The sequence below is a fragment of the Aquitalea aquatica genome (assembly GCF_013911085.1).
Taxonomy (GTDB): domain Bacteria; phylum Pseudomonadota; class Gammaproteobacteria; order Burkholderiales; family Chromobacteriaceae; genus Aquitalea; species Aquitalea aquatica.
This window is the reverse complement of the sequence record NZ_JACERN010000026.1, coordinates 1-19995: the sequence shown is the minus strand read 5'-3', so window position 1 is coordinate 19995 and position 19995 is coordinate 1. Positions and strand designations below refer to the sequence as shown.

The window sequence follows — 19995 nt, the reverse complement described above, 5'->3', positions numbered from 1 at the left end:
TGCAGCGACAGCGGCAATGATCGCCGCCGGGCTGGGGACGGGGGGCCGGCACACGGCCGGTAGCACTTACTGTTCGGGACGGCTGCGCATGGAAAATGCCGCCTTGAAATCGGCCAGCCGCGGCTGGTCCTGGAACAGGTCGTCCGGGTAATAGGCAATGTGGCGTGCGCCGCGGGTGTGCAACTCATCCACTACTTCGGCCATTTCCCGGGTGGGAATCGGCTTGCCGTTGCGCCAGTCACGCGCCTGCAATTCGAACACCGTGCGATCCAGCGCACCGGGCACGGCCTTTACCTTGTCAAACAGCTGGCGCAGCCATTGCCGTGGTTGTGCGGCGTTTTCCATATAGGGCATGGCCATGACGGCCACACGGTCGTAGTGCTGCAGCGCCGTGGCATAGGACTGGGCAAACCAGCTTTCCGTCGCCGGATTCATCACCACCCCGGCGTAGAGATTACGGGCGGTTTTCAGCGTGGGCTGCCAGGTGCGCACCACTTGTGCCAGCTCCAGTGTGAAGTCGTCCAGCAGCTTGATCTTGCTGTCGTTCCAGCGCTGCAGGGCTGCCTCGTCCTGCTGCAATGCGGGTAGTGAGTCCGGCAGGCCCATGGCGCGGTTGGCTGCCATGGCGGCTCCACTGATGTCTTCCACATCGGACAGGGTGGCGTCGTCATGGAACAGCAGGCCGTCAAACTGCACGCTGCGCGCCAGGTCTTCGTAAATCTCGCGTATGGTCTGCCGCGACTCGGCCGAATACGGGCTCAGCCGGATATAGCCCTGCTGCTCCGGCAGCCCCTGCCGCCCCAGAGCCAGCACTCTTTGCTGGCGCAAGGGGTTTTCACGCGGCAGATCGAAAGCCAGCAGCGGCATCCAGGCGTAGACGCGCACGCCAACACGGGTGCGCAATTGCCAGACTGCACGGTTGAACAGATCAGCCCGCATCGGCAGGTGGCGATTGGGGAAATACAGCGACCGCGCCACGCCATCGCCTTCGGGGTTGGCAAAGGCCTGCAGATAGACCGTGCTGGCCCCCATGGCCTTGACCCGCTCCAGCAGACGGCCCAGGTTTGCTTCCTGCCGCGCCGGATCGGGGTCGTAGATATAGTCGAGATCGACATGCATGATGCGGCTGGGCTCGGGCCGAATGCCGTCCGGCCAGGTTTCCAGCTGCTGGAACTGCCAGGCCAGATCGGCCACGCTCATATTGGCGTCCAGCAGCAGTCGGCGCAGCCCGGCCAGCGGGGTCTGCCGCGTATTGATGCCCTCGTCCAGGCTCATGGTCAGCGGCATGCCCAGTGCGCCGGCGATGGCCGCCGTTTCGCGGGTATAGCTGCCATAGGGCCATACCATCACCCGTGGTGCGCGGCCCAGACGCGCCTTGATCAACTCACTGTTGCGCTGCAAATCGGCACGGACACGCGCCTGGTAGGCTTCCGGGGTTTCATAGCCGCCTGCTTTCCAGGCAAGCGAAGTAATGGCCGGCTCGCTATTGCCCTGCGGATTGGCCTGTTGGCCAAAATGCTCGGCATAGCTGTGGCTAGCCACCTCGACCAGGCCGCTGGCCTGCATTTCGCGGATCTGCGCCCAGCTCAGAAAGGTGCTGCGTGGCACCAGGCCCTCGCCATAACGCACTTGCTCGCCATCCGCAGCCTCCAGCCAGCTCCCCACCAGCGCTATCAGCGCCGGCGCATGAAAGCTGCGCAATACCGGATAGACCTGGGTATAGACGCTGCGGTAGCCGTCATCGAAAGTCAGCAGCACCGCCTTGTCCGGCAGCGGCTTCTTGCCGGCACGGTCGGCCAGCACATCCTCCACGCTGACAAACTGATAACCCTGCCCGCGCATCCATTCCATCTGCCGCACCAGGCTGCGGGCATCCACAGCAAAGGGGTCGCTGCTGCGCTCATCTGGCTGCCCCACTTCGTGGTAACACAGAATGATCAGCCCGGAGCCGGCCTGCACCGGCGCGGCCAGCGCAAACAGTGTGCACAGGGCCAGCCACATCAGCAAAAACCATTGTTTCGTTTTCATCAGAACCGCCAATCGATATTCAGATAAACCTTGCTGCCAAAATCAGCCTGGCCGTCATAGGGGTGACGTACCCGGGTGTAGCCATAACGCAGGCTGGCACGCTCGCCCCAGCGCCATTCCTGCTCCAGCATCAGCCCCCATACGCCGCCACTGCCATAGCCTTGCTGCTGGTATGTGCCAAGCGTCAGCCCCAGCCGCTGATGCAGGCTGTTGTCGTAATGGCCCCACAAGCGCCAGTCCTGGGTAATGGTGAGGTCGGCTTCGCTATCGCTCCGCGGATTGAAATACAGGGCGGAAGGCGTGTCGCGATTGTGGCTGGCAGCCAGCCATAACGTACTGTCCAGCTTGTAGAGCGGGCCGCTATGCCAGCGCTCGGTCCAGCCGCCACCCAGCGACTGGCGCAGATTGCCGTCGGACAGCGACAGTTGACTCAGTTGCAGGGAAAACTGGCGGTAGTCATCCACCCGGTAGCCCGCCTGCAGCTCGGCCTTGTTGCCACGGGTCTGGCTCAGCCGCGCCTTGAGCGGGGTGTCGGCACTGTTCTGCTCGTAGCGTGCACCGAGAGTCCACTGGTCATCCGGCGTCCAGCTGTAGCCGGCAAAGGCGCCAGCCTGCTGCTGACCATCCATGCCAGCCAGCAGGCCAAACTCGCCACTGCCCTGCGCGCTGCGGTATTGCAGCCCCAAGCCGCCAGTTTCATAGCTGGCCGGCTCCGGCTGATCGACATAGCTGGCCCGCTGCAGCTGATGCTGGGCAAACAGCCGCCAGTGGCCGAAGGGGGAGGAATACAACCGTGACAGGGTATCCCAGGCATTCTGTTCGCTACTGCCCTGGCCGCCGGACAGGTCGCGCCCGGCCTCTACCGTCAGCTCCGGCCGTTGCGACCAGTCGTAGCTGCGCTGCAGCTTGTCCAGTTCTGTCCAGTCCGGCCGCTGTTGCCGCAGTTCGCCCAGGATGGCTGCCGCCTGCGGATACTCCCAGGTATCCAGCGCCACGCTGGCCAACCCGGCGCGGGCCTCGAGCGAGGCCGGATCATCCACCTGCAAGCGACGGTAAATGTCACCGGCACGGCGCGGCCAGCCGCGTTGCAAGGCCAGCGCTGCCTGGTTCTGCCGCAGTTCGGTATTGAAGGGAGCATCGCGCAGCAATAGCTCCACTTGCTGCCAGGCGGCCCGGGTCTGGTCCTGGTAGGCCGCCAGCATGGCATCCAGCAGCAGCACGCGTTGATAGTCCGGATTAAAACTGCGCTGGCCGGCGGCATTGCTGCGCACACGCGGCGTGGTGGTACGCATGGCGGCCAGTTCGGCGCGGACGCCGGTAAAGTCATTACTCTCCAGCAAGGCGTACACCAGAGCACTGCGCCAATCCAGCGCCTCGTCGGCAGCGGGATTGCCACGGATGGCCTCGCGATACAAGGGCACAGCGGCTTGCGGCTGGCGCTGTGCCAGATAGGCATCTGCGGTTGCCGCCAAACCGTATGCGCTAAGTGGCAGCCCCGGATGCGACTGGTAGAGCTGAATCGTCTCAGCAAAACGGCCGCGCTGGGTCAGCATCTGCAAACGGTCGTCCAGCACCCGGTTGCCAAGACGGCTGTCACCGGCCGGCAGTGCATCCAGCAGCTGCTGGTTCAGCGTCAGTGCGGCATCGGTCTGCGCATGCCGCCCGCTGCCGTTTTGCAGACTTTCCTGCATGCGGCCCCAGCGGCTCAGCGTGGCGGCATGATCCAGCTCGGCCTGGCGCTGCAAAACAGGATCGGGGTGGTCTTGCTGGCGTAGCGTGGCCAAGGCCTGCTCCGGCATGCCCAGCCGCAGTTGCACCTCGACCAGCAGGTTTTGCAGCGGTGTGTCGTGCGGGTAATCGCTTTGCCGGTCTTGCAGATAGGCCAGTGCCTCGGTCAGCTGCCCGGCCTGAATCAGCACATAGGCCCGCGCCCGCACCAGCTCGCGCGCATCGCCAGCAGGTGCTACCGCAGCAGCCTGCTCCAGCGTGCGGCGGGCATCTGCTATCTGGCCTGCCTCGGCCTGCGCCATGGCCAAGCCAGCCGTCCAGTCGGCACGGTTCTCACGCTGCAACAGTGTCTGGTAAAGCGCTACCGCCTGCGGGTAGCGCCGCGTGTCACGCGCAGCGCGAGCCAGCAAGGCCAGGGTGTCGCTGCGCAAGCCATCATGCGGCGATGGCAGGCTGGCCAGCGCATCGGCCGGCCGGCCACTCCAGCACAACAGGGTCAGGTAATCGTCGAACAGGCTGCCCTGCAAGGGGGAGCGGGCGCGCTGGTTTTCCAGCATGGCTAGCGCCGCCGCCGGTTCGCCGGCACGTGCTTTGAGAATGGCAGCCACGTAGTCGGCTTGCTGCCACAGGGGGATTTCCGCCATCAGGCTACTGCTAGCCATGCACAAGCCAAGTAGCAGGCTGGACATGCAGTTTTGTTTCATTGTCGCCACGCTTATATTAAACAACTAATTTAAATAGTGTTTAATAAAATCTTATGTCGCGACAACGGCATAATCAAGTTTTAAATTGTGAATTAATATTATCTATCAAATAAGCACGCATGGATTTCGCGCCCGCCAATTGTCGCTACAGCCCGAATCGACTATGCTCGGAACAGGCCAGATGGCGCGCCCAGACTGGCTGCCACACCCGATACACCCCTATTTGCGAGCTATGACCTCATGTGCCAGCTACTAGGCATGAACTGCAATACCCCGACCGACATCCTGTTTTCCTTCGAAGGCTTTCACCGCCGTGGCGGCCTGACCGATCACCATGCCGATGGCTGGGGCATCGCCTTTTTCGAGGGCAAGGGCTGCCGCATTTTTCTGGATGACAAACCCTCGGTTGAGTCGGCCGTTGCCCATCTGGTACGCAACTACCCGATTAAGTCGCAAAACGTCATCGCCCACATCCGCAAAGCCACCCAGGGTGAGGTCAATCTGGCCAATACCCACCCCTTCATGCGCGAGATGTGGGGCCAGTACTGGATCTTTGCCCACAATGGCGATCTGAAAACCTTCCAGCCCGAAGCTGGCTGCCACTTCAATCCGGTTGGCAGCACCGATTCGGAAGGCGCTTTCTGCTACCTGCTGGAACAACTACGTCGCAAATGGTGCAGCGCGCCACAGCTGGACGAGTTGTTTGCCGAAATCAACCGTCTGGCCGCCGAGATACGTCAGCATGGCGTATTCAACTTCATGCTGAGCAATGGCGAAGTGCTGTTTGCCCACTGTGCCACGCACTTGCACTACATCATTCGCCAGGCACCGTTCAACAAAGCCCACCTGGTGGACGACGACGTCACCGTGGATTTCTCCACCGTCACCACGCCCCACGACCGCGTGGCGGTGGTGGCCACCCAGCCGCTGACCGACAATGAAAGCTGGACCCAACTGCAGCCCGGCCAGCTATTGCTGTTCCGTGACGGCGCACCTTTGCTGGTCAGCTCTGCCGACAGCTGATCCACAAGCAGCGCCCCCCGCTACAGCAACACAGCCGTTTCTCGCCAGAAACGGCTTTTTCACATTTGCGCCCCGCCACTTCCGCGTTATGCTGCTGGCAAAGCCCCTCTCGCAGCCATGGATAACAATAGCGCTACAGGAAGACCACATGAGCCGATTCGATTTCAGCCACCCGCCCTTCGATACCCTCAGCCCCAGCGAGCAGCAAACGCTGGAAAAAAACGCCGACATCCAGTTTTTTGCTGACGAGGAATGCCTGCTCAGCCCGAACGAGCGGGTGGAAGCGCTGTATGTGGTGCTCAAGGGCAGCGTACGGGAAATGGCTGGCGACGAAGTCATCACCCTCTACCGCGAGCGCGATACCTTCGATGCCCGCGCCATGGTGGCCGGCCATACCCCGCACCGCTTTGTGGTACACGAGGAAGCGCTGGTCTACACCCTGCCGCGCGATGTGGTATTGGCACTGACCGAGCAGAACCCGCGCTTTGGAGCGTATTTCTATGCCAGCGTGTCGGAAAAATTCGGCAGCATGGCGCAACGGGCCGGCAACCGCGAACTGCAAACCCTGCTCACCGCCACCGTGCGCGATGTGGGCGGCCGCACCCCGGTCTTTGTCGATGGCGATTGCAGCGTGCGCGACGCTGCGCGGGTGATGAAGGAAAAGAAGGTCAAATCAGTACTGGTACGCCAAGATGGCAAGCTGGGCATTTTCACCACCACCGATTTTCGCGACATCGTGCTCAAGGAAATCCCCGGCACCACCCCGCTGGCCGAGCTGTGCCAATTCGAATTGCTCACCGTCGACGTGGGCGACTTCCTGTTCAATGCCCTGCTGATCATGACCCGGCGCAATATCCGCCGCCTGGTGGTGACAGATAACGGCGAGGCCATCGGCATTCTGTCGCAGGTGGACATCCTGTCCTACTTCTCCAACCACTCGCACCTGATTGCCCAGCGCCTGGAACGGGCGGACACCCTGGACGAACTGGCCGATATCGCCGGCCAGATCACCCGCCTGGTACAAATCCTGTTCAGCCACGGCGTCAAGGCCCCGCAACTGGGCCGGCTGGTGCAAACCCTCAATGCGCGGCTGTTCGCCCGTACCTGGCAATTACTGGCCCCACCAGAGCTGCAACAGAACAGCTGCTTGTTGGTGATGGGCTCCGAAGGCCGTGGCGAGCAGATACTGAAAACCGACCAGGACAACGCCCTCATCCTGCGCAACGGTTTCAACCATCCCGAATTGCCCGCCATTTGCGAGGCTTTTTCCGCCGCCCTGGCGCGCTTTGGCTACCCGCCTTGCCAGGGGCAAATCATGGTCAACAATGCCGCCTGGCGCCTGACCGAAAGCCAGCTGCAGCAGCAGATTCACCAATGGGTCTATCAGCCGGACGGCCTTGCACTAATGAATCTGGCCATTTACGTGGATGCAGAGGCCGTAGCCGGCGATGCCAGCCTGCTGCAGAACAGCCATGATTACCTGATGCGCCAGTTGCGTGACGATGCCAGCTTCTTCTCGCGCTTCGCCCGCGCCATCGAGCAGTTCGACACCCCGCTGGGGCTGTTCTCGCACCTTCTGACCAAGGAACGTAATGGCAAGGCCGTGCTCGACCTTAAAAAAGGCGGCATTTTCCCGCTGGTGCATGGCGTGCGCTCGCTGGCGCTGGAACATGGCCTGAACCAGTGCAACACCTTCGACCGCCTGCACGCGCTGGCCGAAGCCGGCCATCTGGACAAGGAGTTAAGCAGCGAAATTGCCGAGTCGCTGTCCTTCCTGCTCACCCTCAAGCTCAGTCAGGGCCTGCAGCAAGTGTCGCTGGGCAAGCTGCCGGGTAATCAGATCGAACCAGACCAGCTCTCCACGCTGGAACGCGACTTGCTCAAGGATGCACTGGGGGTGGTGAAAAAATTCCGCGCCCAGCTGCGCCATCACTTCCGTCTGGGGAGTTTTTGATGCTGGCCCGGCTGAAGCGGCAATGGCAGCGCCGCCAGTTGAAAGATCCGCGCTATGCCACCTTGTTCGAGGAGCTGGACGAGGAAGTGGTCAGCGTGGACTGCGAAACCACCAGCCTCAAGGTACAGGAAGCAGAACTGCTGTCCATCGGGGCGGTGCGGCTGCGCGGCAATCGCATTCTGTCCAGCCAGGCGTTTTATGTGCTGGTCAAACCCACGCGCAAGCTGGAAAGCCGCAATATCAGCATCCACGGCCTGCGCCCGATGGACGTGTCCGAAGGCCTGGATGCCGACACCGCCGTGCGGCAGCTGCTGGACTTCATTGGTGGCCGGCCACTGGTCGGTTATTACCTGGAATACGATGTCGCGGTGCTCAACAAATACGTGCGCGCCATCACCGGCATTGGCCTGCCTAATCGTCAGATCGAAATCTCCGGCCGCTATTACGATTACAAGTTCAAGCAGAACCCGGGAGCCTATATCGACCTGCGGCTGTCGGTGCTGAACGAAGACCTGCAAATCCCCGCCCTGCCGCGCCATGATGCGCTCAACGATGCCATCACCGCCGGCATGCTGTACCTGAGCCTGCAACAGCGCGGATTCGGCTGAAACAGAAGCCGGTCATGCCATGCAAAAACCCGGCCGTGGCCGGGTTTTCTATTTGCTGCATACGACACCGCCGGAAGCTGGGGCGGCTAACAAAATAACGAAGCGTTCCTGGAGCAAAGAGGCGCAAGGCCGCAGCAGGGCTTTTGTTAGTGGCGCTTAGTAGCCCAATTCCTCGTGCTGGGTCTCCACCTGCTTGCCAGCGCCCAGCGACATCATCAGCAAGGCGATACGCTCGTGCACGATCACGGTATGGCTGTTGCCGGAAAACTGCATGAAACGGCGCAGGTCTTCGCGTACCTTGCGGGAGCCGGTCACGTCGATAATGATGTCAACCTGATCGCCCTGCTCGGCAATCTCGATGAAGTTGCTGGTCACCGGTACGCCGCGTTCGCGAGCCAGTTCGATACCGGGCAGACGCAAATCCAGATCAGCCACCCCAACCATCTCGACAAACGGGGCATCCAGCAGTTGCCGGAGCAGCGGGGCACCAGTTACACCCGCGCCTATCATGCCGATCCTGAATTTTTCCATGTCACCCTCGATGCGGCAGATTATGCCTTTAGAATAAGAGCCGACACTCTAGCAGCCAGAACGGCGCGTGGATTTGAGACAAATCAAACTGCATGCAGCCAGCGCGTGGCCCAAGGCAAAATACTGCTGCCAGGCCGGGTGACAGACAACAAAAACCCGGAGCAAACCGGGTTTGGATAACAGCCATGACAGCCATGGCAGGCAGGCGTCAGTGCAGGCTCTGGCGCGACAGGAAGCGCAGATACCCCACCCCCTCCAGCCAGAAGCCGCCATCGGCCAGCGGCGTGGCATCTTCCAGATCGCCCAGCGTCAGCACCAGATCCTGGCCATCGACATGGGCCTCCAGCACCACATCGTCCTCATCGGCAAATTCCTCCGACGCACCGTGCTGGTCCGGCTTGATAAACTGGTTGTTGACCTGAATGTAATCCGACTCATTCAGCAAGCGCAGGATGTTCATGACAAGCTCCTTGTGATGCAGTTGCGAGACAAGATCACAGCCGACAGTCATCCACCCGATGCGCCCGTCAGCTACCGCAGCACTGTCAGGCCGCCGCAACACCGATCCGCACCCTCCTTTACAACCAGCCCAGCTCGGCAAACGACACCGCCTGGCTGCCCGTCACCACAAAATGGTCCAGCAGGCGGCAATCCACCAGTGCCAGCGTTTCCCGCAGGCTGTCGGTGAGACTGCGATCCGCCGCCGACGGCTCTGCCACGCCCGAGGGATGGTTGTGTGCCACGATCACCCCGGCGGCATTGTGCTGCAGACAGCGCCGCGCCACTTCCCGTGGATAAACCCTGGTTTCGGTCAGGGTGCCGCTGAATACCTCTTCCACCGTAATCACCCGATGCTGTGCCGTCAGGAACAGCACCACAAACACCTCGACATCGCGCCGCCCGATCACCCAGCGCAGGTAATCCTTTACCGCCGCCGGGCTTTGCAGCGCATCACTGAGATTCATTTCCTCGGCCAGCGCCCGTCGCGCCAGTTCCTTGCATGCCATCAGCTGGGCATATTTCGCTGCACCCAATCCTGGACAGCGCTCGAAATCATCCAGGCGGCAGCCCAGCAGTGTTGCCAGCGAACCGAACTGCCCCAGCAACTGCCGCGCCATGTCCACCGCCGTCATGCCACGAATACCTGTACGCAGGAAAATGGCCAGTAACTCGGCGTCCGACAGGGCAGCCGCACCTTGTGCCAATAGTTTTTCGCGTGGTCGCTCGGCCAGCGGCCAATCATTAATGGACATGAATGTGTCACCCTTACTCTGGTCATAGCCTGTTTGCAGGCAGTCGGCAATCATCATATCCACCGCCCAGTCCGCCACTCGCCTTGCCAAGGGCCAGTTGCAAGCCGCAGCGCGGCTCTGGACAAAATCCGGTACACTTTCGCCTTTACTGCACAGCACGTTGAGAAGCCCCATGACAGCCAGACGCATCCTGCTTGGCGTGAGCGGCGGCATTGCCGCCTACAAGGCCGCCGAACTGACCCGCCTGCTGGTCAAGGCCGGCCACCAGGTCGAGGTGGTGATGACCGAGGCAGCCACCCGTTTCGTTACCCCGCTTACCTTTCAGGCCCTGTCCGGCCATGCTGTCTACAGCGATCTATGGGACCCGCGCCCGGACAACGCCATGGCGCACATCGAACTGTCGCGCCGCGCCGATGTATTTCTGATCGCCCCGGCCAGTACCAATCTGCTCTACAAGCTGGCGCATGGCGTCAGCGATGACCTCATCTCCACCCTGGCCGCCGCGCGGACCTGTCCGCTCATCGTGGCACCAGCCATGAACCGCCAGATGTGGCAGAACCCGCCGACCCAGCGTAATGTCGCCCAACTGCGGGCCGACGGGGTGGCAGTATGGGGACCAGCCTCCGGCGAGCAAGCCTGTGGCGAAGTGGGCGAAGGCCGCATGCTGGAGCCGGAAGAGCTCGCCGAAATGCTGGAAGGTTTCTTCACCGTCCAAAGTCTGGCCGGCAAGAAAGTGGTACTGACCGCCGGCCCCACTTATGAAGCCATCGATACCGTGCGTGGCATCACCAATATCAGCTCCGGCAAGATGGGCTACGCCCTGGCCCGCGCCTGTCGTGATGCCGGCGCCGAAGTCACGCTGATTTCCGGGCCCACCGGCATGCCGGCCCCCATCGGCATGACGCGTATCAATGTCGACAGCGCACGCCAGATGCACGATAGCGTGATGCAGGAAGTGGGCCGGGCCGATATCTTCATCGCGGTGGCCGCCGTAGCGGACTACCGGGTGAAAAACCGCTCTGCGCACAAAATCAAGAAAGAAGCCGGTCTACCGGTCATCGAACTGGAAGAAAACCCGGATATTCTGGCTAGCGTCGCCAGCCTGCCGGCAGCACCGTTCTGTGTCGGCTTTGCCGCCGAAAGCCAGAACCTGCTGGAGTTTGCCGAGCGCAAACGCAAGAAAAAACGGCTGCCACTGCTGGTAGCCAATCTGGCGCAACACGCCATGGGTGCGGATAGCAACCAGGTGGTATTGCTGGATGATGCCGGTGAGCACGCGCTGCCGGAAATGCCCAAGCCCGCCGTGGCCAGGGCCATCGTCGAGCACCTGGCCGCCATGCTGAACCGCTGAGTCGCAACCTCCAGCCGACATGCCTAGACAAGGCAGGCCAGTGCGCCTGCCTGCCCACTCCTTATTGCAGGAATACCATCATGAAACCTGTTGTAGACGTCAAAGTGCTGGACCCGCGCCTGCACGACAACCTGCCCGACTACGCCACGCCCGGCTCTGCCGGCCTCGACCTGCGCGCAGCCATCGACAAAGACCTGCTGATTGCTCCGGGTGAAACCCAGCTGGTACCCACCGGCATGGCCATCCACATTGCCGACCCCAAACTGGCCGCCATGATCCTGCCGCGCTCGGGCCTGGGCCACAAGCACGGCATCGTGCTGGGCAACCTGGTGGGGCTGATCGACTCCGACTATCAGGGACAGCTGTTTGTCTCGGTATGGAACCGTGGCCATACCGCTTTCCGGCTGGCTCCACTGGAGCGTATCGCGCAGATGATCATCGTGCCGGTAGTACAGGTGCAGTTCAATCTGGTCGATGATTTCAGCCAGTCGGAACGTGGCGAAGGCGGTTTTGGTAGTACTGGCCGCAGTTGAAACAAGCAGGGACAGCCAGGCTGAAAGCATGGGCTGTCCCTACATGGAAAAACCTGTCAGCGCTGCATATACTGCATTCATCACCTTGTCATGAATGCCGCATCCGTGCCGGACACCACCATGGAAACGAGCAGGACCACTCCGGATACTATGCCAACAGGTTATCCTCTCCCAGAAATACTGGGCAGCCTGGTTGAGCTGACTGCCCAGCGCGAACGCAGGACGCTGGAAATCAGTCTGCTCACCACACTGCGCGAATTGATGCCTGACTGTACCGTGGCGCTCTACAACTGCCGCTGGATTGATGGCCATCCCTGGTGGCGCATCCAGCTTGATCAGCCCGATCAGGCAGCGCTCCCCAACCAGCCCTGGGCCTTGCCCAACAGCAAAATCCTGCGCATTCTGACCCAGCAGGAGGAGCGCCAGCCGGTTTACCAGACCGAAACCGGCCTGTGCGTGCCGCTCTACCAGATCAACCAGGTGGTGGCGGTGCTGATGGTCACGCCGAACCACGACAGCGCAGTCGACCACACCTTGCTGCTGGCACTGGCACGCATTCACGAAAACTTCCTCAACCTGCTGCACGCCTCCGACAGCGATACCCTGACCGGGCTTAACAACCGCCGCAAGTTCGACTCCCAGCTCTATACCCTGGTCGCCAGCCAGCATGACGAATTACCCCGGGTCCCCTTTCTTGCCTTGCTGGATATCGATCATTTCAAACGGGTCAACGATAACTACGGCCACATCATCGGTGATGAGGTGCTGCTGATGCTGGCGCAGCGCATGCAGCAGTTTTTTGGCGAAGAAGACGGCCTGTACCGCTATGGCGGCGAAGAGTTCGCCATCCTGTTTCGTGCAGTCAGTGCAGAAAAAGCCCAGGTCATCCTGGAGGGCTTTTGTGAACGCATCTCCAATCAGCCCTTCCCGCAGGTAGGTCAGGTCACGGTCAGTATCGGTTTTACCCGACTCGACCAATGTTTTGTGCCAGCCCAGGTGATCGACCGCGCCGACAAGGCGCTCTATCACTCGAAAACCAATGGCCGCAATCAGGTCAACCAGTTTGAAGCCCTGCAAGCGCAGGGCTTCGTCAACGAGGTGGAAGTCGCCAGCGGCGATATCGACCTGTTCTAGCCGCTGCCGACACGCTCAACGCAAAGAGAAAGCCTCGTGGTGGAAGCGCGGCGGCTGCGGCCGGCTGGCCAGTTCACGTTGCAGGCTATTCCCCAGGCCGTCTGGTCCGCAAAACCACACATCAGCCGCCATCGATGGCAAGGCCTGTGCAGTCAGACGCTGGCCATGCGCACTTTCCAGCAGGTGCAGCCGCACGCCCAGACGTTCACAGGCATGGCGCAACTCATCCAGCCTGACAGCCTCGCCGGCATGGCGCACGCAATAAAAGAAATCCACCGGCGCGCGCAGTGGCTGCCACTGCGCCTGTAGCCAGGCTAGAAACGGCGTCACACCCACACCTCCGGCCACCCATACTTGCGCACCTTGCGCGGCCAGCCCTTCCCGTCCACCGGTAAACCCACCATATGGCCCTTCCAGTACCACCTCGGCTCCCCGCTGCAGGCGGCCAGGCAAGCTGCTGGTGTAATCGCCCAGCCCCTTGATAACGAAGCGCAACTCGCCCTGCCCCTGCCAGGCTGATGCGATGGTAAAGGGATGTGCGCCTTCTGCCGCATCAAGCCGCAGCAAGGCAAACTGGCCAGCCAGATGACCGGGCCAGCGCGGCACGGCACAACGCAGCTCCAGCATGTTTCCCGGCAGTGTCTCGATAGCCGTGATGGTGCCGACATGCCGCTGCCGGCTGCCCACCTTGCGCCGCAGTGACATCATCGCAGCGTAGCTCCCCACCAGCAGCAGCACGGCCAGCACCCAGCCCAGCGGCGTCCACCAGAAGGCAGGCGGCGTCAGAATGGCACTATGAAAAGCGCCCATCAGGTAAACCGGGGCAAACAGCTTGTGCAGCTTGCGCCAGAAGCCATACGGCACCATGCGCAGCAAGGCGATAATGACCAGGCCCAACACGGCCCAGGCCGCCCACTCGCCCACCTGCTTGGCCAGGCTAGTCCAGGAAAACAGGTGCGGGCCGCCATGCCGCACCTTGGGGGCGATCAAGCCCAGCTGGATCAGCCAGCGCGGCGACAGGTCGAGCAGCCAGTGCGCCGACAGCATCAGCCCGGCGGCGATGCCCAAGCGGCGATGCAAGCCGTAGAGCTTGTCCAGCCCGCCCCACAGTTTTTCCAGCCACAGCGGGCGCATGCCCAGCAGCATGCCCAGCGACATCAGCATGATCAGCTCGACCCCACTGAACAGCATGAGCTCATGCCGCCAGGCAAAATAATTGTCTGGCCAGGCGATATACAGCCCGTGACAAAGCAGAAATGCCAACGCCGTCAGCAGCATGGCCGTGGCAACCGGATGGGTTTTCCAACTGAATGTTTTCATGCCCGGTATCCTTTTTTTATTGATACCGAACATTGAAACGTCCGCAGATGAAGTGCTGCTTAAGCCGGCAGCGGCAAATGTGTTTTTGTAATAAGCCCACCGCAACATTAACAATGATTAGCAATTTGCGGTAAACGCAGCCGGAATCACTAGCCACTATTGACATCCGCCCCTGCAGCCCCATTTAATGCCCTACTTCACTACGCCGTACATTTTGCAGCGTCTCACTTACCCTCCCACACAGGAAAATCACATGGCCATTATCGTAAACGGCGTCGAAATCACCGAAGCCATGGTGCAGGCTGAACAGGAAAACCACGCAGACGCGCCCAATCCGCGCGATGCCACCGTACAAGAACTGATCCTGCGCGAACTGCTGCTGCAAAAAGCCAAGGCCGAAGGCCTGGATGGTGCCAATCCGAACGCGGCCATCGGTGCCCTGCTGGAAAAGGAAATCCAGGTGGAGCCGGTGGACGAAGCCACCTGCCGCGCCTTCTACGACGAATTCCCGGAACGCTTTGCCAGCGGCGAATCCGCCGTGGCCAGCCATATCCTGTTCCCGCTGGGTGCAGGCGACGAATTGGGCAATATGCTGGCCAAATCCAAGGCCGAAGGCGTGCTGGCCGAGGTGCAGGCCAACCCGGCCCGCTTTGCCGACCTTGCCCGCGAACACTCCACCTGCCCGTCCGGCCAGCAAGGCGGCAGCCTCGGCCAGTTTGGCCGTGGCCAGATGGTGCCGGAATTCGAACAAGCCGTATTCAGTACCGAAGCCGGCCAGATCACCCCGAACCTGGTGCAAACCCAGTTTGGCTTCCACATCATCCAGGTCAACGAACGTACCCAGGGCGGCCAGATCGGCTTTGACGACATCAAGGAACGCCTGCAGCAGTACCTGACCCAGATGGCCGGCAACAAGGCCATGCACGAGTATCTGGCCGGGCTGGTACAAGCCGCCAAGATCGAAGGCTACAGCATGCCGGCACTGTAAGCTGTTCGCACATAGCCACAGCCATGAAAACCGGGGTTTCCCGGTTTTTTTACATGCCAACATTAAACAAAAAACATTAACAGTTTTAAATATTGCCGCCAAACCAGCAGCCTGCTAGGCTGGTGCCTTAGGGTCATACTGACCCAAATACAGGGAGAACAACCATGCATCTCATCTGGTTTCTACTGGTCGGCATCATCGCCGGCTGGCTGGGCAGCTTGCTGGTAAAAGGCGAAGGACTTGGCCTGTTTGGCGACATGGTGCTCGGCATCATCGGTGCTTATCTGGGCGGATTTCTATTCCGCAGCCTTGGAGTTGGTGCTGGTGACGGCATGGTAGGCAGCATCATCGTAGCCACGATCGGTGCGGTCGTGCTGCTGCTGATGGTAAGGCTGGTCAAACGCAGCTAAGGCCAACTGGTATGGGAAATGGAAATGGCCCTCACGGGCCATTTCCATTTGGTGCACAAGGCGCTCCGTACTGATGCCGAAGCCGCCAGCCAGCTCATCACGCATAAACCGCAGACCAGGCTGGCATGAGTCATGCATTCAGCGTGAATACACCAACCCACCATCCTCACTCTGCAATGTGCCAGCCACCGGTAGCAGCGTCATGCGTTGGAAGGGCTGCGGGGCTATCTGGCTGATGTCATCGATAGCGAATGCGGCCAGTCTGGCCTCTGCCCGAGCAGCCGGAATGGCAAACCACTGCCAGTCGCCGTTATCTCCCTGGCGGCGCAAGCCCGCACGCGCCCAGGCTTCGCCAGCCGGCACCTGGACGATGGCATCGCCGCTACGATCGCTCACCGCCTGCCACTGCTTGCCGCTAGCGCTTTCAAACATCACCGCCATGCCGGCAGCCGGCCCTACCCGCGGCATGCCGACAATCGCAACCCAGCTACCCGGCTCTGCCGGCTTGCGGATATTCAACTCATCTTCCTCAAATAGCCGGAAGCGCGGAGAGCCCTGCGGGCCGGCCGCCTGCAACACCACCTTGCCATTTTCCAGACGCCACTTGCCCTGCGCAAACTGATCGATGGCGCCATAAGTGAGCGACCATTCAAAACTGGCATCCGGCCGCAGCAGCAACTCGCCGCCCACTTCACGCACATTCTTCAGCCAGTAATGGCCAGCCAACGCGGCCTCATCCAGCTCGGCTGCCCCCGCAGTAGACAGGCAAGCCCAGGCCAGCACCACGCTGGCCAGCAGGCGGGATAGCAAGTGTTTCATCGATCACTCCCGGCAAAATAATGAAAAGCAGACAATAAGCCGCCAGGCCGAAAATGACAATGCAATAGCGTCGCCAGCCAACCCTGAGTTGGAACTCAGCCCCGCTGCGGCACCAGAAGTCCGCGCCCGACTGCCGGACGGGCAACAAAAGCCGCCAGCACACGCTGTACTTCGGCAAAATCGTCATAGCCCACCAGATCGCCCGCGCCATAGAAGCCAACCAGATTACGTACCCAAGGCAGGATGGCGATGTCGGCAATGGTGTAATCATCACCCATGATCCAGCAGCGGCCCTGCAAGCGTGCATCCAGCACGCCCAACAAGCGGCGCGACTCTGCCACGTAACGGTCACGCGGGCGCTTGTCCTCATAGTCCTTGCCGGCAAATTTGTGGAAAAAACCCAGTTGGCCAAACATCGGGCCAATCCCACCCATCTGGAACATCAACCACTGGATGGTTTCATAACGCTGTGCCGGATCAGCTGGCAGGAACTGACCGGTCTTCTCGGCCAGATACAGCAGGATGGCCCCGGACTCGAACAAGGCCAGCGGCTTGCCATCCGGCCCCTTGGGGTCAAGGATGGCTGGAATCTTGTTATTGGGATTGAGTGACAGGAATTCCGGGCTGAACTGGTCCTGGCTGTCAAAGCTGACCAGATGTGCCTCGTAAGGCAGGCCGCACTCTTCCAGCATGATGGATACTTTCACCCCATTGGGGGTGGGCAGCGAATACAGTTGCAGCTGGTCCGGGTGGCTGGCTGGCCATTTGCGGGTAATCGGGTAGAGGGAAAGGTCGGTCATGGTGGAGCCTTTGCACTTGGAAGATGGTGGGATCAAGCGATGGACTGAGACTAGAGTGTAAGGGGAAAGCCGCCTGCGCTTAATGTCAGGATATTGAACGCTGTGTTTTTACAAGGGATCGGCCGACCTGCTCCGTACTACGTGCCGCTCGCTTGCCCGGCTAAAGGCAAATCAGCCCAAAGCAGCTACGCGGCGGGCCGGTTATGGTCAGGTACCCATTCCCTCATGCCGCTAACCTCGCACAATGATAGTGCTGCCCGCCATAGTCACAGCAAAGCAGCCCAGAAAAACCGGACAGCTACCCACCCCCTGTCCGGCAGCTCTGGCAAGCTAACAAATCGGAAAAATCATGGCAGCAGGTACTTGCGTAGTACGCTTTGCCCAGGGGTAGTAAACCAGTGCAGTCACCAGCAGGCCTACAATCCAGGAAATATCCGTGTTACCCAGCAGCTTGACAGCAAAACCGGTATACATGGCCTGACTGATAAATGGCACTTGCGACAGAATACCCACACCGTAGCTAATCAATGCCGGCCAGTTGTACGCGCCATAGCGCCCATTTGCCCGGTACAAAGCAGGGATATCTACTCTTTCGCGGGAGATCAGGTAGTAATCGATCAGATTGACCGCACTCCATGGCACAAAAGCCACCAGCAGCAGCAAAACGAAATTCTTGAAATTAGCCAGGAAATCATGACTGGCAAACACCGCCAAGACCACGCTCAGCATGATGAACAGCGCGATCACCAATTGACGCGTTCTGGGCGAGTAACTTCTAGCGCCATTCATGCCGCTGACAATGGTGAGTGAACACATGAAACCACCGTAAGCATTCAGGCAATTCACCGTCAATTTACCGGCCACAATGGCAAAATAAATCACCATGGCCAGTGCCGGACCAGCCAACTCGCCCATAAACCCCACCTGATTCTTGATGAAGGAACCACCGGCTCCGGCCACCAGCACACCGAAGGTCATGGCACATTGCGCACCGATGGCCGTGCCGAGGAAAACCGGCCAGAAAACCTTCCCGGTAGGTGTATCCGCAGGCAGATAGCGCGAGTAATCCGCCACATACGGTGCGAAAGTCAGCTGCCAACCAGCCGACAACGACATCGCCAGCAGCAGTTGGCTAATATCGCCATCCGGGCCAGCCAGCAAGGTGTCCAGCGGGTGCGCGGATAGCAAGCGCCAGGCCAGAAAGCCAAAACCGGCAACACTCACCACGCTGGCAATGCGCCCCAGCTTGTGAATCACATTGTAACCAGCAATGGCGATCACTCCGGTAATCACGCCGAACACCACCATCCCCACCGGCGAACCATCGGTGCCGAGAATGCGGTTGATCGCCTGGCCAGACAGCACTGTGCCTGTAGTGGCAAAACCCAGATACATGAAGATGGCCAGCAGCAAGGGCAAGGCCGCACCTTTCACGCCAAACTGTACCCGGCTGGTAATCATTTGCGGCAGACCCAGCCGAGGCCCCTGTGCGGCATGCAGCGCCATCACGGCACCACCCAGCACATTGCCAAGCAATAGCCCCAGCAATGCAGTGATGCCGTGTACGCCAAACACGACAGCCAGTGCGCCATCCACAATCGCAGTGATCTGCAAATTTGCGCTAAGCCACAGGGTAAATTGCTGAAACGGTTGACCGTGACGTGCCGAATCCGGCACCCAGTCGATGGAATACTTGTCTTGCATTCATGTCTCCTTTGTCGTCAGACCCTGTCCGTTTTTTATCTGGTGTCCGCTGCAGGGGTGGTTAAATGTATATTCATTTACGCAAATATGAATATACATTTAATGCAACAGCATGAGCACTGTTGCTTTCTACACACAGGAAACAGCCAGGCTGCCGCATCGGGAAAAGCAGAGAGATAACACGAGACCAGGCGCTGTCCGCGCGAGCCGACACGGGCGGGAGCCGCGAACTTGGTTTTATCTTTTTATGTCGCCGCGAAGAACACCGGGCGAGTATCCGCTCACACGGATGATGGTTTGCCTGCCGCTTTCCGCGCGGCGAACGGAAAAGCATGGCCTGTGGCTCCGCGCCGGGTCCCGTCACTGCTGCGGCACGGCTGGAGCGGGAATTCGACGCGCTGCGGGTCGCCTTTTCTTTGGGTCCTTGCTGTTGACGAAGTGGCGAAGCAAAAGTAAAGGACCTCGCCGGCGGCGGCGAGACCCGCGAAGTGGCTTTTGTTGTTAGTTTTAAGCTAGTGAGTACTTAGTGGGAATCCGCTTACGCGGATGATGTTTTGTCTTGCCGCTTCCGCGCGGCTGACGGGGAATGGGGTGGCGTCGATTCGGTGGGAAACTCTCAATAGCGTAGGTGTTGTCGTGCAACTGTCCAGGTGCAAGAGTCCAGCCAAAGCCAGTGCCGAATTGGCTCGTCACGCCCTTTCTTTGCAAGCCAGAACAAATTCGGCGAGACCGGGTCCCGTCAGCGCGAGCCGACACGGGCGTGCCGCCCAGGGTGTTAAGCGGTCGGCTGTCCGCAGCGGCGCGACGGTAGCGCGCCGCAAGTTCCGGCCGCGCCCTGGGCGGTGCGGCTGGGGCGGGAATTCGACGCGCTGCGGGTTGCCTTTTCTTTGGCTGGCGGTTTCAAGGGCCAAGTGCAACGGTGCTTGGAATTCTGATATCCAGATTGAAGCAACATTCCCAGAATGCTTCGCTTGGCTTCATAAACCCGAGTGATTTGCGCGGCCGGTTATTCAGGCTCCAAGCGATCTGATCCAGTTCCTGTTGGGTAAACTGGCTTAAATCCGCTCCCTTGGGCAGGTACTCCCGTAGCAGACCGTTAGTATTCTC

At 60.4% G+C, this 19995-nt stretch carries 18 protein-coding genes; 8 read left to right on the top strand and 10 right to left on the bottom strand.

Annotation, left to right across the window (positions count from 1 at the left end; all coding sequences use genetic code 11):
• Positions 1–66: 66 nt before the first annotated feature.
• Positions 67–2028: a poly-beta-1,6-N-acetyl-D-glucosamine N-deacetylase PgaB gene (pgaB, locus tag H2Z84_RS09640; protein WP_181835809.1), complete on the bottom strand. Its 1962-nt coding sequence runs from the start codon at positions 2026–2028 to the stop codon at positions 67–69.
• Complete coding sequence (gene pgaA / locus H2Z84_RS09635) at positions 2028–4445, bottom strand: poly-beta-1,6 N-acetyl-D-glucosamine export porin PgaA (protein ID WP_220272774.1); 2418 nt, start codon at positions 4443–4445, stop codon at positions 2028–2030. The genes pgaB and pgaA overlap by 1 nt, the downstream gene beginning before the upstream one ends.
• Positions 4446–4700: 255 nt before the next feature.
• On the opposite strand from pgaA, the gene H2Z84_RS09630 reads away from it, so the two are divergent.
• The 3 genes from H2Z84_RS09630 (at position 4701) to H2Z84_RS09620 (ending at position 8045) form a co-directional block, all read left to right on the top strand.
• Positions 4701–5483, top strand: coding sequence for a class II glutamine amidotransferase (locus H2Z84_RS09630; protein ID WP_181835807.1), 783 nt, complete (start codon positions 4701–4703; stop codon positions 5481–5483).
• A 148-nt stretch (positions 5484–5631) separates the two neighbouring features.
• The gene (locus tag H2Z84_RS09625) at positions 5632–7437 is read left to right on the top strand and encodes a putative nucleotidyltransferase substrate binding domain-containing protein (protein WP_181835806.1); all 1806 of its coding nucleotides are present in this window, start codon (positions 5632–5634) and stop codon (positions 7435–7437) included.
• Positions 7437–8045 carry a 3'-5' exonuclease gene (locus tag H2Z84_RS09620; protein WP_181835805.1) on the top strand — a complete coding sequence of 203 codons (609 nt, stop codon included), beginning with the start codon at positions 7437–7439 and terminating at the stop codon, positions 8043–8045. The genes H2Z84_RS09625 and H2Z84_RS09620 overlap by 1 nt, the downstream gene beginning before the upstream one ends.
• Before the next feature lie 156 nt (positions 8046–8201).
• On the opposite strand, the gene H2Z84_RS09615 is transcribed toward H2Z84_RS09620, so the two are convergent.
• The 3 genes from H2Z84_RS09615 to radC form a co-directional block, all read right to left on the bottom strand.
• Entirely contained in the window at positions 8202–8576 is a 375-nt protein-coding gene (locus H2Z84_RS09615; RefSeq protein ID WP_059286423.1) for a Gfo/Idh/MocA family oxidoreductase, read from the bottom strand.
• Between the two features lie 208 nt (positions 8577–8784).
• Positions 8785–9036: a hypothetical protein gene (locus H2Z84_RS09610; protein ID WP_103526209.1), complete on the bottom strand. Its 252-nt coding sequence runs from the start codon at positions 9034–9036 to the stop codon at positions 8785–8787.
• 118 nt (positions 9037–9154) lie between these two features.
• Positions 9155–9829 (bottom strand): RadC family protein, encoded by a 675-nt coding sequence (radC, locus tag H2Z84_RS09605; RefSeq protein ID WP_181835804.1) that lies wholly within the window; start codon positions 9827–9829, stop codon positions 9155–9157.
• 172 nt (positions 9830–10001) lie between these two features.
• Here radC and coaBC point away from each other — a divergent pair, with 172 nt between their 5' ends.
• The 3 genes from coaBC (at position 10002) to H2Z84_RS09590 (ending at position 12847) form a co-directional block, all read left to right on the top strand.
• Positions 10002–11180, top strand: coding sequence for a bifunctional phosphopantothenoylcysteine decarboxylase/phosphopantothenate--cysteine ligase CoaBC (gene coaBC / locus H2Z84_RS09600; RefSeq protein WP_181835803.1), 1179 nt, complete (start codon positions 10002–10004; stop codon positions 11178–11180).
• 80 nt (positions 11181–11260) lie between these two features.
• Positions 11261–11713 (top strand): dUTP diphosphatase, encoded by a 453-nt coding sequence (gene dut / locus H2Z84_RS09595; protein WP_059286425.1) that lies wholly within the window; start codon positions 11261–11263, stop codon positions 11711–11713.
• A 120-nt stretch (positions 11714–11833) separates the two neighbouring features.
• Positions 11834–12847, top strand: coding sequence for a GGDEF domain-containing protein (locus tag H2Z84_RS09590; protein WP_181835802.1), 1014 nt, complete (start codon positions 11834–11836; stop codon positions 12845–12847).
• Between the two features lie 15 nt (positions 12848–12862).
• Here H2Z84_RS09590 and H2Z84_RS09585 read toward each other — a convergent pair whose 3' ends face one another.
• Positions 12863–14167 carry a ferredoxin reductase family protein gene (locus tag H2Z84_RS09585; protein WP_181835801.1) on the bottom strand — a complete coding sequence of 435 codons (1305 nt, stop codon included), beginning with the start codon at positions 14165–14167 and terminating at the stop codon, positions 12863–12865.
• A gap of 253 nt (positions 14168–14420) precedes the next feature.
• Here H2Z84_RS09585 and H2Z84_RS09580 point away from each other — a divergent pair, with 253 nt between their 5' ends.
• Positions 14421–15155, top strand: coding sequence for a peptidylprolyl isomerase (locus tag H2Z84_RS09580; RefSeq protein ID WP_181835800.1), 735 nt, complete (start codon positions 14421–14423; stop codon positions 15153–15155).
• A gap of 164 nt (positions 15156–15319) precedes the next feature.
• On the top strand, positions 15320–15565 hold the full coding sequence (locus H2Z84_RS09575) for a GlsB/YeaQ/YmgE family stress response membrane protein (protein WP_181835799.1): 246 nt from the start codon (positions 15320–15322) through the stop codon (positions 15563–15565).
• 138 nt (positions 15566–15703) lie between these two features.
• Here the strand turns inward: H2Z84_RS09575 and H2Z84_RS09570 are convergent, their stop codons facing one another.
• The 4 genes from H2Z84_RS09570 to H2Z84_RS21290 all read right to left on the bottom strand — a co-directional run.
• Positions 15704–16384, bottom strand: a complete 681-nt coding sequence (locus H2Z84_RS09570; protein WP_181835798.1) for a hypothetical protein — start codon at positions 16382–16384, stop codon at positions 15704–15706.
• A gap of 95 nt (positions 16385–16479) precedes the next feature.
• Positions 16480–17184 (bottom strand): glutathione S-transferase N-terminal domain-containing protein, encoded by a 705-nt coding sequence (locus tag H2Z84_RS09565; protein WP_181835797.1) that lies wholly within the window; start codon positions 17182–17184, stop codon positions 16480–16482.
• Positions 17185–17514: 330 nt separating this feature from the next.
• Positions 17515–18888 carry a purine-cytosine permease family protein gene (locus H2Z84_RS09560; protein WP_181835796.1) on the bottom strand — a complete coding sequence of 458 codons (1374 nt, stop codon included), beginning with the start codon at positions 18886–18888 and terminating at the stop codon, positions 17515–17517.
• A 900-nt stretch (positions 18889–19788) separates the two neighbouring features.
• Positions 19789–19995: IS30 family transposase (locus H2Z84_RS21290; RefSeq protein ID WP_181835795.1), on the bottom strand; the 207-nt coding region annotated here is incomplete at its 5' end.

Coding starts and splice junctions, on each gene's coding strand:
- H2Z84_RS09620 (WP_181835805.1), top strand. CDS start 7,437: ATGCTGGCCCGGCTGAAGCGGCAATGGCAGCGCCGCCAGTTGAAAGAT.
- H2Z84_RS09590 (WP_181835802.1), top strand. CDS start 11,834: ATGGAAACGAGCAGGACCACTCCGGATACTATGCCAACAGGTTATCCT.
- pgaA (WP_220272774.1), bottom strand. CDS start 4,445: ATGTCCAGCCTGCTACTTGGCTTGTGCATGGCTAGCAGTAGCCTGATG.
- coaBC (WP_181835803.1), top strand. CDS start 10,002: ATGACAGCCAGACGCATCCTGCTTGGCGTGAGCGGCGGCATTGCCGCC.
- H2Z84_RS09565 (WP_181835797.1), bottom strand. CDS start 17,184: ATGACCGACCTTTCCCTCTACCCGATTACCCGCAAATGGCCAGCCAGC.
- H2Z84_RS09625 (WP_181835806.1), top strand. CDS start 5,632: ATGAGCCGATTCGATTTCAGCCACCCGCCCTTCGATACCCTCAGCCCC.
- H2Z84_RS09610 (WP_103526209.1), bottom strand. CDS start 9,036: ATGAACATCCTGCGCTTGCTGAATGAGTCGGATTACATTCAGGTCAAC.
- H2Z84_RS09570 (WP_181835798.1), bottom strand. CDS start 16,384: ATGAAACACTTGCTATCCCGCCTGCTGGCCAGCGTGGTGCTGGCCTGG.
- radC (WP_181835804.1), bottom strand. CDS start 9,829: ATGTCCATTAATGATTGGCCGCTGGCCGAGCGACCACGCGAAAAACTA.
- pgaB (WP_181835809.1), bottom strand. CDS start 2,028: ATGAAAACGAAACAATGGTTTTTGCTGATGTGGCTGGCCCTGTGCACA.
- H2Z84_RS09630 (WP_181835807.1), top strand. CDS start 4,701: ATGTGCCAGCTACTAGGCATGAACTGCAATACCCCGACCGACATCCTG.
- H2Z84_RS09575 (WP_181835799.1), top strand. CDS start 15,320: ATGCATCTCATCTGGTTTCTACTGGTCGGCATCATCGCCGGCTGGCTG.
- H2Z84_RS09615 (WP_059286423.1), bottom strand. CDS start 8,576: ATGGAAAAATTCAGGATCGGCATGATAGGCGCGGGTGTAACTGGTGCC.
- H2Z84_RS09560 (WP_181835796.1), bottom strand. CDS start 18,888: ATGCAAGACAAGTATTCCATCGACTGGGTGCCGGATTCGGCACGTCAC.
- H2Z84_RS09580 (WP_181835800.1), top strand. CDS start 14,421: ATGGCCATTATCGTAAACGGCGTCGAAATCACCGAAGCCATGGTGCAG.
- H2Z84_RS09585 (WP_181835801.1), bottom strand. CDS start 14,167: ATGAAAACATTCAGTTGGAAAACCCATCCGGTTGCCACGGCCATGCTG.
- dut (WP_059286425.1), top strand. CDS start 11,261: ATGAAACCTGTTGTAGACGTCAAAGTGCTGGACCCGCGCCTGCACGAC.